We start from the raw sequence: 15,328 nt of genomic DNA on the forward strand, positions 1-15,328 counted from the left end.
CGGTATATTTTTCAATAGCTTTTTTGTTATAATAGGGAGTTACTTTTTTAAATTGCAACCTTTTGTCTTTAATCTTTTTATAATTCAATTCATCTTCCTTTATAAATACGCTTCAAATCCTTAAATTTGCACCCATCTATCAATAAAGGGTAGATTTTCAAAACAAAGAATATATGTTTGATAATTTAAGTGATAAGTTAGATAAAGCCTTACATATCTTAAAAGGGCATGGACAAATTACAGAAGTAAATGTTGCCGAAACACTCAAAGAGGTGCGTAGAGCCTTGGTTGATGCTGATGTAAATTATAAAATTGCAAAGGAGTTTACAGCAACTGTAAAAGAGAAAGCATTAGGGCAGAATGTATTAAAAAGCTTAAAGCCAGGACAACTAATGGTGAAACTTGTTAAAGACGAGTTGACCGAGTTGATGGGAGGTGATGTTGCAGGAGTAGATTTGTCTGGTAAGCCTTCTGTTATCTTAATGTCAGGGTTACAGGGTTCTGGTAAAACGACTTTTTCAGGAAAATTAGCAAACTTTCTTGCTACCAAGAAAACAAAGAAACCACTTCTTGTTGCTTGTGATGTATATAGACCAGCGGCAATCGATCAGCTACATGTAGTAGGAGAACAGATTAATGTCGAGGTTTTTAGCGATAGAGGAAATAATGACCCAGTAGCAATTGCAAAAGCTGGAGTTGCCCATGCAAAGGCAAACGGATTTAATGTTGTGATCGTGGATACTGCGGGACGTTTGGCTGTAGATGAAGCAATGATGACAGAGATTGCGAATATCCATAAAGCAATAACTCCTAATGAAACATTGTTTGTGGTAGATTCTATGACAGGGCAAGATGCTGTTAATACAGCAAAAGCTTTTAATGATGTTTTAAATTTTGATGGGGTTATCTTAACCAAATTAGATGGAGATACTCGAGGTGGAGCAGCAATTTCGATAAAATCTGTTGTAAATAAACCAATCAAGTTTATCGGTACAGGAGAAAAGATGGAAGCAATTGATGTTTTCTATCCATCTCGTATGGCTGATCGTATTTTAGGAATGGGAGATGTTGTGTCTCTTGTAGAAAGAGCTCAAGAACAATTTGATGAAGAAGAAGCTAGAAAATTACAAAAGAAAATAGCTAAAAATCAATTTGGATTTGATGACTTTTTAAAACAAATCCAGCAAATCAAGAAAATGGGTAACATGAAAGATCTTGTTGGAATGATACCTGGTGCTGGAAAAATGATGAAAAACATGGATATTGATGATGATGCTTTTAAACATATCGAAGCGATCATACACTCAATGACACCAGAAGAACGATCAAAACCTCAAATCATAAATTCTAGTAGAAAAAAGCGAATCGGTAAAGGTTCGGGAACATCCATACAGCAAGTAAACCAATTACTTAAGCAGTTCGATCAGATGAGTAAAATGATGAAAATGATGCAAGGCGGTGGCGGAAAACGAATGATGCAAATGATGGGTAAAATGAGATAAATTTATTAGGTAACTAACTCGAACACTTATAAAGTAATTATTGGGAATGAAAATATTAGACGGAAAAAAAGTTAGCAACGATATTAAAGATGAAATTGCTGCCGAGGTTTTAAAAATGAAGGAGAGAGGGGAGAAAGTCCCTCATTTGGCTGCGGTTATTGTTGGAAATGATGGAGCAAGTTTGACATATGTTGGTAGTAAAGTAAGGGCTTGTGAGCGAGTAGGTTTTGAATCTACTTTGGTAAAAATGCCCAGTACTACTAGTGAAGTTGAGTTGTTAGCGAAGATCAAGGAATTAAACGTAGATGATGAAATAGATGGTTTTATTGTACAGTTGCCATTACCTCCTCAAATCGATACTCAAAAAGTATTATTGGCTATAGATCCAGATAAAGATGTAGATGGTTTTCATCCTATGAATTTTGGGAAAATGGCCTTGGATATGTCTACTTTTATTCCTGCTACTCCGTTTGGAATCTTAGAATTGTTAGAGCGTTATGATGTAGATACCAAAGGAAAACATACAGTAGTTATTGGTAGAAGCCATATTGTAGGGAGGCCTATGAGTATTTTGATGGGAAGAAAAGGATGGCCGGGTAATTCTACGGTTACACTAACTCATAGCCACACAAAAAATATAACTCAAATTATTTCTCAGGCAGATATTGTTATCTCTGCATTGGGGGTGCCTGATTTCTTAAAGGCTGAAATGGTAAGAGATGATGCAGTGGTCATAGATGTTGGTATTACTAGAGTACCCGATGAGACTTCGCCAAAAGGTTATAAAATTGTTGGAGATGTAGATTTTGATAAAGTGAGTAAAAAAGCGTCTTTTATTACACCTGTTCCAGGAGGAGTTGGTCCAATGACGATAGCAATGTTGTTGAAAAATACATTATTAGCACGTGAGAGACATCGTAATGATTAATGAATTTAGATTCATAGAACAATAAATATTAAAAACAGCTTCCTTAAAGCTGTTTTTTTTGTGATTGTGTTAAAAATTCAGAGATTTTGCTTAAAATAATAAGCGTTAGATCCCTGTATCCTCTTTATTAGATTGTAATGTAATCGGATTAACTAATTTTTGCGTTGATTTCAATAAAAATAAGTGTAGAGGATTTAAAAACTGTGCATTCTAGTAATATTTCCTTTTGATAAGATGTTTTACAAAATTGCCAAGCGGCTAGGTTTGGTTTTATTTAGATAATGATAAGAAGGTGATGGATGGAGATGTAAAAAAAGAAAGCAACAGAATTCGAAGAATTCTGTTGCTTTGTTACATTTATATTTTGGTGATTATAGATGTAGTATTTTAATTATTTTAGTTTTCGTTAAAATCATCAGCAGAGATATTTTCATCACTACCCGTTTTATATCCTTTACTTCCTCCAGGAAGAAGGTCTAAAGCTAGGTTATAAGAAGGAACGTTAATTCCTTTAGATGTTTTAACAGTATTAAAGTTTAAGATTTGTTCACTTTTTTCGTACAATTCATTTTTAGTAAATTTACCATACTTTTTACCGTTTCTATCAGTTTCTCTCCAGTCACTACCATAGGCAATTTTTAAGTAGTACTCACCTTCGGGTACATTTCTAATAAATTGAGTGGTGTTTCTATTAATAAATGTAACACGGGTTAACTGATCATCTGCCTTTGTTTTACCCATTTTGTACATTTTAACAACAACTTGAGTGTTTTTACCTACTTTGATTTTTAAGTAGTTGTCTAACTTATAGTCAAACTTACCTTTAAAGTTATATGACTTTGGTGTTGCACCAGATTTGTAAGTCTTTTTCTCCCAAGAAGAGTATTTGTTTTCTCTCTCTACTTCTATCGAGGCTGCTTCAGGAGAATTTGTAGACCCTCCAGAATTAGATCCTGCAGAGGCAGTTGTTGATTCTATAGGGTTTGAAGTAGCAACATCTGTACCACGAGCGGCTCTTCTGTTTGCTTCTTCTAAAGCTTTTCTTGTTTCTTCTGTGTCAGCAAGAGCTTTTCTGGCAGCAGCTTCTTTTGATTTTCTAGCTGCGTCTGCATCTGCAATTGCTTTTGCTGCAGCTGCTTCAGCTTCTCTTTTTAGACGTTCTGCATCTGCAATTGCTTTTCTTGCAGCTTCTTCGGCAGCTCTTTTTGCTGCTTCGGCTTTAGCAATTGCTTGTTCTGCAGCTAACTTTGCTGCTTCTCTTTTTGCTGCTGCTTCTTTGGCAGCTCTTTCTGCATCTGCAATTCGACTATCTTCTGTAAGGTGTTTTGTAATAACAAAACCGTTCATACTTTTGTACTGTATGGCACTCCAGTCTCCGTAATTAGTACTCATAACATATACTTGAGTCCCTTGAGGAACCTCGGCAATAGTATTAAAGTTAAGACCTGGACCACTACGAACCTCTAGTTTTTGAGAAGACATAGAGTATGCTCCATCTTTTTGAGCATGAGCGGACGAGAAGGTAATCACCAAAAGCAGAATAAATGTAAAAAATGACTTCATATCGCTTGTTTTAAGTAGATTGGGTTATAATATAAATTTTAAATAATGCTATTTTTTTGTAAAAATTAATTCAAATAATAGATTTTTTGTCAATAATTTGGACTTCAAAAAAGATGCCAAAGATATTTTTGGGGTAAATCTATACTTGCCATATGGGAAGTAAAACTTACGTTTGATACATGTTTTTTAAAGAACTTCCTTGATCTAATGTGCTTGTAATCAGTTTTTTAGGTGTTTTATGCTTTAGCTAAACTTGAACATTTTCGACTAAACAGCTGAAACGAAAACTATTAAATCAGACTCAAAAGTAATGTTTTATTATGAAAAACACAACTTGTTTTCATATTATTTGCATAAAAAAAACGAATTGTTTTTATTGATTTGTGCTTTTCGTCGGATTTTTATTGTTTTATAACTGGTTTTTAAGAATCGTGATAAATGATTAGTCGGTTCTGCTCTTTGAAGAGGTTAAGCGCTTTTTTATAGGATGTTTTTTTTGTTAAAGAAAACAAAAAATGAGTACTAATTTGTTCTCTTTGTTTTATTTAGTGATGATTGGGTTTTGGAAATGCGTTTTTTGATAATGCTATGGAGATAGAATTTATTATAATGTGTCGAGTGATTTAGAATCCGGTGTAATGATGTAGATATTGATGTTAAGGCTTGCGGTAAATGTTAGGACATGAAGCTTTGTGTGTATTTTATGAATTGTTAATTGGTTAATGCGATAAACTTAACTTTACAACCCCTCTAAGCAGAATGCTTTTTATTTTATTTAAAGGAGCTTAAGGATATGAAAACTAATGTTTTTTCTTAATCAGGTGAGGGAATTTTGCTTGAAATTTTTTTAATCTAGGGATAGATATATTGCGTATGTATGGGTTGCCTGGGTTTCTTTTTTCATAATCTTGATGGTATGCTTCTCCTTTCCAGAATTTTTGAAAAGGAAGTATTTCTGCTGCAATTCTTCGATTAAGTTTTTTGGATAGTCCTTCTTTTTTTTCTTGTATTATCTTTTTCTGTTCCTCATTTTGGTAAAAAATAATAGATCGATACTGAGAGCCATGATCAGGTCCTTGACCATTGATTTGAGTAGGGTTTTGTGAGCCAAAGTATACATCTACTAATGTTGCAAAAGAAACAACTTTTGGGTCATAAATGATTTCAACGGCTTCGGCATGACCAGTGCGTCCAGTATTGCTGGATTGGTATGTAGGATTCGAAGTATGACCTCCCGAATAACCTGATATAGATTCTTTTACTCCGTTAACACTTTCATAAATGGCTTCAACACACCAAAAACATCCGCTTGCAAAATAAGCTCTTTCTAATCCATTAACTGGTGCAACGCTTACGGGAGTTATGTTTTGCTTTTCTGAGTGTTCTGTGTTTTCAGTTGTTTGGCTATTTCCTTGACAACTAGATAATGATATGATTAGAAAAGATAATAAATAGAATGTGTTCTTCATGATAGTATAATTTTTTATGCTTAGTCCTTTTATGACAGGAAAACTTTCATGGGGGTAAAATAGTAAACGTTTTAGATTTGGTTTTTCTTATAAATATATAATAAAACAGGCAGTTATCTATAATAGGTAACTGCCTGTAATTAATATTGTTTTGTGTTTATTAGCCATTCATAGAAATGAGAAATTCGTCATTATTCCTTGTTTGTTTAAAACGGTCGTTGATAAATTCCATTGCTTCTACTGGGTTCATATCTGCCAAGTACTTACGCATGATCCACATACGTTGTATGGTTGTATCATCTAATAATATATCATCTCGACGAGTACTACTAGATATAAGGTCGATTGCTGGGAATATACGTTTGTTAGCAATACGTCTATCTAATTGTAATTCCATGTTACCCGTTCCTTTAAATTCTTCAAAGATAACTTCATCCATCTTAGAGCCTGTTTCTGTTAATGCGGTTGCAATAATAGATAAAGATCCTCCATTTTCAATATTACGAGCGGCACCAAAGAATCGTTTCGGTTTGTGTAATGCATTTGCATCTACCCCACCACTTAATATTTTTCCACTTGCAGGTTGTACTGTATTGTAAGCACGAGCTAAGCGGGTTATAGAATCAAGTAAAATGACAACATCATGGCCACATTCTACAAGTCTTTTAGCTTTTTCAAGTACAATATTTGCAACTTTTACATGTTCATTAGCTTCTTTATCAAAAGTAGAAGCAATTACTTCTCCTTTAACATTACGTTGCATGTCTGTTACTTCTTCTGGTCTTTCATCTATAAGTAGAATCATTTGATAAACTTCTGGATGATTGGCAGCAATGGCGTTGGCAACGTCTTTAAGGAGCATTGTTTTACCAGTTTTGGGTTGTGATACAATCATTCCTCTTTGTCCTTTACCTATAGGGGCAAACAGATCCATGATTCTAGTTGATATGGTACTTTGTCTTTCTGCTAATTTAAATTTTTCTTGAGGAAATAGAGGGGTCAAGTGTTCAAAAGAAACTCTGTCTCGAACCACTTGAGGGTCCATTCCATTAATTTTATTTACCTTAATAAGAGGGAAGTATTTTTCTCCTTCTTTAGGAGGTCTTACCTGTCCTAAAACAGTATCCCCTGTTTTAAGCCCAAAAAGTCTGATTTGAGATTGAGATACGTAAATGTCATCGGGAGAAGAGAGATAGTTGTAATCACTAGATCTTAAAAAACCGTATCCATCTTGCATTGTGTCTAAAACTCCTTCGCTTTCTATGATTGCGTCAAACTCAAAATCTGGTTCTTTGTAACGATTTCTGTTATCTCGATTTCCATTTTCCTTCTTATGGTTATTGGTATTGTTTCGAGATTTGTTTTGTTGTTTATTGTCGTTGTTTCTATTACGAGTATTTTCTTTGGTATCTTCTTTTTTGTTTTGAGGAGGCCTGTTGGTGTTGTTAGAAGTTGTTTTTACTTCATTGTCTTTTGAGGCTTTTTTTTCTGAACCTGAAGTGCTCTCTTCCTTTTTCTTTTCTTTAGGAGTGTTAGCTTCTTTGCTGGCAGGTGTCCCACTTGCTTCTGGTTTTCTAGCACGCGGTCTTTTTTGTCGGCTTGGTTTGGGTTTATCTGCCTTAGGTTCTTCTGAAACGTCAGGATTTCCTGCAACTACAGTTTTTACCTTGTTAGGGTTTGCAGCTTGATGATCCAGGATTTGATAAACAAGATCTAACTTTTTTAAAGTACGGTATTTCGGTACATTAAGGTTTTTTGCAATATCTTGCAGTTCAGGAAGCTTTTTCGCTTTTAATTCAGAAATCTCTAACATTTAAGTGTATTGTTGTATATTTTACGTTTTAGGTGTAAATTTTCTAAAGAAGAATTCTAGGAAAATTTTATTTCGAAGGTAAGTAACCTTGGTTGAGAAGATTACAGGTTTTGTGGTGCAAGTATACAACTTTATTTTTAATTTTTTACACTTATTTCTAAAAAGAAACTCTTATTTTTGCTTCCTCTAAGGGAAAAATAATAATGTTACAACGAATACAAACCATATATTTATTATTAGTAGCTCTAGTTTCTGGGGTGTTGTCTATATATTTGCCATATGGTATAGATTCTGAAGGAGTAGCACATTACGCCAACGAAAAATTATTTCTTTTAGGATTGTTTCTGGGATCTTCGGCTTTGTCGTTGATTTCAATTTTTATGTTCAAAAATAGAAAGCTTCAATTTGTATTGGGGCGTATCAATATCTTATTAAACTTTATTTTACTAGGAGTATTTGTTTATTGGTCTCTAACGGTATCTGGAGAAACTCACGTTTCTGAGAAAGGTATTGGGATGATCATTCCTATTATTTCTATCGTTTTATTAGTGATGGCCAATAAGGCTATTAAAAGGGATGAGAATCTTGTAAAATCTGTAGATCGATTACGATAAACCTAAAATCTTAGTAGTATTAGTGCGTTAAAACCCGAAGTATGCCAACTTCGGGTTTTATTTTTTTCCTAGTTCAATTACTTCAAGGTTTTCAATGTTTCCTTTATCAAGAGTAAATCTTAGCATTGTACGAACTTTATGAAATCCATGTTTACCGGCGGCACCAGGATTCATATGTAAGACTCCATTTTTTTTGTCTGGGATGACCTTTAGGATATGAGAGTGTCCGCAAATAAATAATTGAGGAGGGTTTGTTTTGATTTCTTCTCGAGTATTTATATTGTATTTGGGAGGATATCCTCCAATATGTGTAATCCATACAGAGACGCCTTCACAAACAAAACGTTGATGAAGAGGGTGGGTGGTTCTAATTTTATCGTCATCGATATTTCCATAAACTGCTCTAAGAGGTTTTAATGCTTCTATAGAATCAGTTACATTAAGGTGACCAATGTCTCCTGCATGCCAGACTTCATCGGCATCCTTAACATAGTGTAGTATGCGGTCATCTATATAGCTATGCGTATCACTAAGTAAAAGTATTTTTTTCACAATAGGTAGGGGCTTTTGGTAAAGCTTTGGTTAGTGGTTTTTAACAAAATTATGAGAGGGAATAATAATAAAAACTATATGATATAGTACTTACTTTTTATATGAGTTATATTTGTTCCCTGGATTTTGTAAAAATAGGATATTCTGTTTAATACATAGCAATATAAAAGATGAGTTTTGTGTGTAAGAAAACAGGTGTTCATGATCCAATTAAATTTAAACATAGAAAATAAATAGCGTACCTTAAAATGAGATACTTTTTAGAACTTTCTTATGATGGAACCAATTATCACGGTTGGCAAAGGCAACCCAACGCAATTTCTATTCAAGAAGTTTTAGAAGATTCTTTGTCTACTTTATTAAGAGGTAATGTAGCTATTGTTGGGGCAGGAAGAACAGATACTGGGGTACATGCCAAACAAATTATGGCGCACTTTGATCATTTTGAAGAGTTAGATACAGCACAGTTGCGGTATAAACTAAATTCAATTCTTCCTGTTGATATTGCAATACATAAAGTTTATTTAGTTAGAGAGGATGCGCATGCTCGATTTGATGCAATTAGCAGATCCTATGAATATTATGTCAACCTAAGTAAAGATCCTTTTGGTGTAGATAAATCCTATTACTATAAAAAAACATTGAATGTTGATGCAATGAACGAAGCTGCTAAATTACTGTTAAACTATACGAATTTTAAATGTTTTAGTAAGTCAAAAACCGATGTAAAAACGTATAATTGTACCATTACGAATGCCGTTTGGGAAAATTGTGGAGATCAATTGGTTTTTAAAATTTCGGCCAATCGTTTTTTACGTAATATGGTAAGGGCTATCGTAGGTACCTTGATCGAAATAGGTGAAAATAAGTTAAATAAAGAAGGATTGCTAGCTATCATTAAAAGTGAAGATCGAAGTAAGGCAGGATATTCTGTTCCTGCTCATGGATTGTATTTGACAGCTGTAGAGTATCCCCAAAAAATAGTAGAATAAATTCATGGCAGATAAGAGCGGTAAAGCTTTTGATTTTAAACTTTTTAGACGGCTGATTACGTATACGAATCCTTACCGGCTAACTTTTTATTTTGTAGCATTTTCGGCTATTCTGTTGGCTGCATTGTCGATTGTGAGCCCTTATCTTTTGAGGCAAACGATTGATAGGACTATTATTCCTCAGGATGCTGAGCTATTAGTTTATTTTGTTAGCTTAATGTTAGGGGTTTTGGTGATCGATGTTGTTACTCAGTTTTTATTCATCTTTTTTGCAAATTGGTTGGGTCAACATGTAATACGAGATATTAGAGTTGCTCTTTTTGGTCATATGCTAGGTTTTAAAAAACAATATTATGACCGTTCTTCTGTTGGGAGGTTGGTTACTAGGGCAGTTAGTGATATTGAAACAATTGCAAGTATTTTTAGTCAAGGTCTGTTTATGATTATTAGTGACTTGTTAAAAATGCTGGCAATATTGTGCTATATGCTCTATCAGAGCTGGCAACTTGGTTTGTTGGTTTTTGTAGTGCTGCCTTTGGTGGTATATGCAACCAGAGTTTTCCAAAAGAAAATGAAGGCAGCGTTTGAAGAAGTTAGAACACAGGTTTCAAATCTTAATTCTTTTGTGCAGGAGCGCCTTACAGGAATGAAAATTGTTCAGCTTTTTGCAAGAGAACAAACAGAGTATGATAAGTTTAAAGAAATAAATAATAGGCATAAAAAAGCTTGGATTAAAACAGTTTGGTATAACTCTATTTTTTTTCCTATTGCAGAAATGTCAAGCTCTATAACGGTGGGACTTATTGTTTGGTTTGGAGGACTAAAAGCAGCTCAATATGATGGGGTTTCTCTGGGGCTTGTTATAGAATTTATACAGTTATCTCAAATACTGTTTAGACCACTTAGACAAATAGCAGATAAGTTTAATACCCTTCAAATGGGAATGGTAGCGGCAAATAGAGTTTTTGCCATTTTAGATACAGATTCTAAAATTGAGAATCAAGGGACACTTGAATTAAATGATGTTAAAGGAAAAATCACTTTTGATCAGGTAAGATTTAGTTATGTAGAAGGAGAAGAAGTGCTTAAAGGAGTGTCTTTTGTAGCCAAACCAGGAGAAACAATCGCTATTGTTGGGGCTACAGGGGCGGGAAAATCTACGATAATTAATTTGTTAGAAAGATTTTATGAAATTGATAGCGGTACCATATCTGTTGATAATTTTGATATTAAGACAATCGATGTGCAATCTTTACGAAGTCATATAGCTACCGTATTGCAAGATGTATTTTTGTTTGCAGACACGATCCTAAATAATATTACGCTCAATAATCCCGCAATACCCGAAGAAGAGGTTCATATGGCAGCAAAAGAAATAGGAATTCATGACTTTATTATGAGTCTTCCTGGGGGGTATCAGTACAACGTAAAAGAAAGAGGGGCAATGCTCTCTTCTGGACAAAGGCAATTGCTTTCTTTTTTAAGAGCATATGTAACAAATCCAAGTATTTTGGTGCTTGATGAAGCAACTTCGTCTGTAGATTCACATAGCGAACAATTAATACAAGATGCTACCAATAAAATAACTAAAGGAAGAACATCGATTGTAATAGCACATAGATTGGCAACTATAAAAAATGCAGATAAAATTATTGTAATGGATAAAGGGAATATAGTAGAGTATGGTAGTCATAACGAGTTACTAGAGATTGCAGGTGGATACTATAAAAACCTTTACGAAGTACAGTTTGCTGATGTTTCTGAATGATATTTTTCAGAGTGCCAATTTTTGAAGAGTTATATTAAATCTCTTTTTATTTTTTCTACTAATTCTTCGTTTGTTTTAAAAATAACAAACTCACCATTTTTGATATAAGAAACTTTACCTGTTTCCTCACTTACTACTAATGCCAAAGCATCTGTTTTTTCGGTAATACCCACAGCAGCTCTATGTCGTAATCCAAATCGCAAAGGGATGTTATTGTCGTTTGTTAAAGGTAAAATAGCACGAGTCGCTACGATGTAATTATCTTCGATAATCATAGCTCCATCGTGTAGCGGACTGTTTTTGTAGAAAATACTTTCAATAATAGGAGTGTTTACCAGAATGTTCATATTGTCACCAGAAGTCTTTACAAAATCCAAAGCCGTATTTCGTTTGATAATGATAAGAGCTCCCGTTCTGGATTTCCCCATTTCATTGCAAGCTGTAACCAGGGCATTAACATTTGTAATGTCGTCTTCAGGGGTATCTCTAATAAATTTTAATTGTCTCAAAAACTTACGTCTTTGCCCAAAATTAGTAGAACCGATCATTAAAAGAAATTTACGTATTTCTTGTTGAAAAACTACAATTAAAGCAAACATTCCAACACCAATAAATTCACCCAAAACACTGCTTAACATTTCCATATCAAGGAATTGAGTTAGTTTCCATACCAGGTAAATGATTACAATTCCAATAAAAATGTTGATAGCAGCAGTTCCTTTAACCAACTTATAGATATAATACAGTAGGAAAGCTACAAGTACAATATCTAGGACGTCTAATATTCTAAGGTTGATTAAATCCAAATGTCTGGTGTTTTTGTAAAAATAGAAAAATTAAAGAAACTTAGATTTCAATTTCTTTGAAATACCAAAGTGATTATTGTTTATAGAACGGTTTCGTTCTTAATATCATTATTTGTTTTTACTTGTGTTACCAAACGAATACATTCTATAGCTTCTTTTACATCGTGCACCCTAAGAATATTACTACCATTTAGCAAAGCAACGGTGTTCATTGCAGTAGTGCCATTCAAAGCGTCTTTGGGAGTCAGGTTTAAGGTTTTGTAGATCATTGATTTTCTTGAAAGTCCTGCCAAAATCGGAGTATCATGAAAACTTAGTAATTGTAGATTTTTTAGCAGCTCGAAATTTTGTGCTGTGTTCTTCGCAAATCCAAACCCAGGGTCTATGATAATATCATTAATTCCGTATTTTCTGGCTTCCGCAATTTTTTGTGCAAAATAGGTGTTGATCTCTAATAGTAGATTATCATATGTATCTAAGGTTTTCATTGTTTTCGGATTTCCCTTCATGTGCATCATTATATAGGGTACAGCTAATTTTCCTACTGTTTGAAACATATTTGTGTCTAAATTTCCTGCAGAAATATCATTGATAAGAGCTGCTCCTGCTTCGATACATACTCTTGCTATTTCACTTCTAAAAGTATCTATAGAAAGTAAAATATTTGGAAACTCTTTAACTAATAATGAAACGATCGGAAGTATTCTTTTTTTCTCTTCTTCAATAGAAATGTGCTCTGCTCCGGGTCTTGAAGAATAAGCACCTAAATCAATAAAAGTAGCTCCTTCTTCAATCATAGATGCCACTTTTTTAAGTATTTCTGTTTCATTTTTATACGTACCACCGTCATAAAAAGAATCAGGGGTTAAATTAAGAATACCCATTACTTTTGGGTATGATAGGTCGATTAAAGAACCTTTACAATTAATAGTCATCTTTAATATTTCACGGTTTTTATTCCTAAACTTGAGATAGGATTTTTTTAATTCCCATTTTAAAGCGAAATTTACGCAAAATTCAACAGTTTTATGCAAGATACGGCTACACAATATGATGAAATCATCACACTATGTCGTGATTTATTTATAAAAAAAATGAAGGATTACGGTACGGCATGGAGAATATTGAGACTCCCTTCGTTAACCGATCAAATTTTTATTAAAGCACAACGAATAAGAAGTCTTCAGGAAAATGAAGTACGTAAGGTAGACGAAGGAGAAGAACCAGAATTTATTGGGATTATTAATTATTGTATTATGGCTCTAATACAGGTTGAAAAAGGAGTAGCAGATCAACCAGATCTATCTTTTGAAGAAACAGAAAAGTTATACGATAAACATATAGATGCTACAAAAACGTTAATGCTCAATAAGAATCATGATTATGGAGAAGCTTGGAGAGATATGAGAGTAAGTTCTCTTACAGATTTGATTATCCAAAAACTACTACGGGTAAAACAAATAGAAGATAATAAAGGAAAAACGTTGGTGAGTGAAGGAATCGATGCTAATTATCAGGATATGATAAATTATGCGGTGTTTGCCATGATTCATTTGCAAGATCCAAAATGATTTAAGATATAATATTGTTCTATTAAAAATGTTATCATTTTTCCTAGTATATTGTGAACAACTAAGTAAAGTAATTTGATATAAAATGAAGATTCTCGTTACCATTTCCAGAATATTTGTCGCAGCACTTTTTTTATTCTCAGGTTTTATAAAACTAAATGACCCATTAGGGTTTTCGTACAAGCTACAGGAGTACTTTGGCGAAGGTGTACTTAATTTAGAGTTTTTAATACCATATGCATTGCTTTTAGCAGTGTTTATAGTAATTTTTGAGATCATATTAGGGATTACACTGTTATTGGGATATTTAAAGAAATTTACGCTTTGGTCATTATTAGGAATGATAGTTTTCTTTACATTTCTAACATTTTATTCGGCCTATTTTAATAAAGTTACAGATTGTGGTTGTTTTGGAGACGCATTACCGTTAACCCCATGGGAATCCTTTACCAAAGATGTCATTTTATTAGTTTTAATACTTTTCTTATTCTTTGGAAAAAAGTATATCAAGCCAATTAAGCCTTTGGCCATGCACAAATGGGTTGTTTTTGCTGCTTTTACAGCATGTCTAGGTTTTGCTTATCATGTATTAATGCATTTACCTGTTTTTGATTTTAGAGCCTATAAAGAAGGGGTTAATATTCAAAAAGGAATGGAGTTTCCAGAAGGAGCACCCAAGGCAAAATTTGCATATAACTGGAAATTTAATGTAAACGGAGAAGAAAAAATTATTACCACTAGTGGAGACTATCCAAAAGTTGATGGTAATTTTATAGAAGTTGAAACTGAAATGATAGATAAAGGGTATGAACCGCCTATTCATGATTTTGCAATTGAAAAAAATGATGTTGATTACACTGTAGAGTTTTTAGAAAAAGAAAATCTGATAGCTATAATTACCTATAATTTATCTAAAAGTGAGGCTGAAGGATTTCATAAAGTAAAAGAAATAACAGATAAGGCATTGGCCCAAGGATATGAAGTTATAGGTCTAACAGCTTCTACGCCAAAGGATATAGCAGAGGTACAACAAAGATTTGATTTGAACTTTGATTTTTATACAACCGATGAGACTGCTTTAAAAACAATCTTGCGTTCTAACCCAGGAATTGTACAGCTAAAAAAAGGTACAATAGTCGATAAATTACATTGGAACGATGCAGATGAGTTAAAAGTTGAAAATGTAGGGCCACCGGTACCGGTTATCGATAAGAAATTAAAGGCACAATTAGATAGTATTATGAAATTGGATCAGGAGGGAAGAATGAAAAAAGAAATCTCTTGGGAAGAACAACATAAGATTGATAGTACAAATACCGAGTTTGTAACACAAATTCTTGAAAAACATGGATATCCAGGCAAGTCTTTGGTAGGAGAAGAAACGAGTATGGCAGCTTGGTTAGTGATCCAACACTCTAATAAAATAGAGAAATATTTACCTATGATCAAAGAGGCAGGAGAAAAAGGTGAACTAGGAAAAGACTTAGTAGCGATGATGGAAGACAGGTATCTTATGAATCAAGGACTAGAACAAATATATGGTACACAAGGAAAAACAATTACTGCTTCTGACAAAACTTCGATATCGTTTATCTGGCCTATTAAAAATCCAGAGTCTGTTAATAAACGAAGAAAAGAAATAGGGCTCGAAGAAAGTATAGAAGAATATTGTGAACGACTTTTTGGAGTCCCTTACAAGACATATACACTAAAAGAAATAGAAAACCTACAGGAAAGTTCTAAATAGTAA

The 15,328-nt window shown here is 33.6% G+C and carries 13 protein-coding genes; 7 read left to right on the forward strand and 6 right to left on the reverse strand.

Annotated elements, in window-relative coordinates:
- The first annotated feature begins 173 nt into the window (after positions 1–173).
- Together ffh and ABW636_RS16155 are read left to right on the forward strand one after the other, a co-directional pair.
- Complete coding sequence (gene ffh / locus ABW636_RS16150; RefSeq protein WP_367591100.1) at positions 174–1,502, forward strand: signal recognition particle protein; 1,329 nt, start codon at positions 174–176, stop codon at positions 1,500–1,502.
- Between the two features lie 46 nt (positions 1,503–1,548).
- Positions 1,549–2,430: a bifunctional 5,10-methylenetetrahydrofolate dehydrogenase/5,10-methenyltetrahydrofolate cyclohydrolase gene (locus ABW636_RS16155; RefSeq protein ID WP_367591101.1), complete on the forward strand. Its 882-nt coding sequence runs from the start codon at positions 1,549–1,551 to the stop codon at positions 2,428–2,430.
- Between the two features lie 396 nt (positions 2,431–2,826).
- On the opposite strand, the gene ABW636_RS16160 is transcribed toward ABW636_RS16155, so the two are convergent.
- The 3 genes from ABW636_RS16160 to rho form a co-directional block, all read right to left on the reverse strand.
- Positions 2,827–3,993, reverse strand: coding sequence for an SH3 domain-containing protein (locus ABW636_RS16160; RefSeq protein ID WP_367591102.1), 1,167 nt, complete (start codon positions 3,991–3,993; stop codon positions 2,827–2,829).
- A gap of 800 nt (positions 3,994–4,793) precedes the next feature.
- Positions 4,794–5,462 carry a peptide-methionine (S)-S-oxide reductase MsrA gene (gene msrA / locus ABW636_RS16165; protein WP_367591103.1) on the reverse strand — a complete coding sequence of 223 codons (669 nt, stop codon included), beginning with the start codon at positions 5,460–5,462 and terminating at the stop codon, positions 4,794–4,796.
- Between the two features lie 160 nt (positions 5,463–5,622).
- Positions 5,623–7,275 carry a transcription termination factor Rho gene (rho, locus tag ABW636_RS16170; RefSeq protein WP_367591104.1) on the reverse strand — a complete coding sequence of 551 codons (1,653 nt, stop codon included), beginning with the start codon at positions 7,273–7,275 and terminating at the stop codon, positions 5,623–5,625.
- Between the two features lie 203 nt (positions 7,276–7,478).
- Here rho and ABW636_RS16175 point away from each other — a divergent pair, with 203 nt between their 5' ends.
- The gene (locus ABW636_RS16175) at positions 7,479–7,889 is read left to right on the forward strand and encodes a DUF4293 domain-containing protein (RefSeq protein WP_367591105.1); all 411 of its coding nucleotides are present in this window, start codon (positions 7,479–7,481) and stop codon (positions 7,887–7,889) included.
- Positions 7,890–7,946: 57 nt separating this feature from the next.
- Here the strand turns inward: ABW636_RS16175 and ABW636_RS16180 are convergent, their stop codons facing one another.
- A complete protein-coding gene (locus tag ABW636_RS16180) occupies positions 7,947–8,441 on the reverse strand; it encodes a metallophosphoesterase family protein (protein WP_367591106.1) in 495 nt (164 codons plus the stop codon).
- 248 nt (positions 8,442–8,689) lie between these two features.
- On the opposite strand from ABW636_RS16180, the gene truA reads away from it, so the two are divergent.
- Both truA and ABW636_RS16190 read left to right on the forward strand, forming a co-directional pair.
- Positions 8,690–9,433 (forward strand): tRNA pseudouridine(38-40) synthase TruA, encoded by a 744-nt coding sequence (gene truA / locus ABW636_RS16185; RefSeq protein WP_367591107.1) that lies wholly within the window; start codon positions 8,690–8,692, stop codon positions 9,431–9,433.
- A 4-nt stretch (positions 9,434–9,437) separates the two neighbouring features.
- Positions 9,438–11,201 carry an ABC transporter ATP-binding protein gene (locus tag ABW636_RS16190; protein ID WP_367591108.1) on the forward strand — a complete coding sequence of 588 codons (1,764 nt, stop codon included), beginning with the start codon at positions 9,438–9,440 and terminating at the stop codon, positions 11,199–11,201.
- A gap of 29 nt (positions 11,202–11,230) precedes the next feature.
- On the opposite strand, the gene cdaA is transcribed toward ABW636_RS16190, so the two are convergent.
- Together cdaA and folP are read right to left on the reverse strand one after the other, a co-directional pair.
- The gene (gene cdaA / locus ABW636_RS16195) at positions 11,231–12,007 is read right to left on the reverse strand and encodes a diadenylate cyclase CdaA (protein ID WP_367591109.1); all 777 of its coding nucleotides are present in this window, start codon (positions 12,005–12,007) and stop codon (positions 11,231–11,233) included.
- A gap of 80 nt (positions 12,008–12,087) precedes the next feature.
- Complete coding sequence (gene folP / locus ABW636_RS16200) at positions 12,088–12,942, reverse strand: dihydropteroate synthase (RefSeq protein ID WP_367591110.1); 855 nt, start codon at positions 12,940–12,942, stop codon at positions 12,088–12,090.
- A 93-nt stretch (positions 12,943–13,035) separates the two neighbouring features.
- Here folP and ABW636_RS16205 point away from each other — a divergent pair, with 93 nt between their 5' ends.
- Together ABW636_RS16205 and ABW636_RS16210 are read left to right on the forward strand one after the other, a co-directional pair.
- Positions 13,036–13,578 (forward strand): DUF1599 domain-containing protein, encoded by a 543-nt coding sequence (locus ABW636_RS16205; RefSeq protein WP_367591111.1) that lies wholly within the window; start codon positions 13,036–13,038, stop codon positions 13,576–13,578.
- Between the two features lie 85 nt (positions 13,579–13,663).
- Entirely contained in the window at positions 13,664–15,325 is a 1,662-nt protein-coding gene (locus tag ABW636_RS16210) for a BT_3928 family protein (protein WP_367591112.1), read from the forward strand.
- Positions 15,326–15,328 lie beyond the last annotated feature (3 nt).

It is taken from the genome of Aquimarina discodermiae (assembly GCF_040786235.1).
Taxonomy (GTDB): Bacteria; Bacteroidota; Bacteroidia; order Flavobacteriales; family Flavobacteriaceae; genus Aquimarina.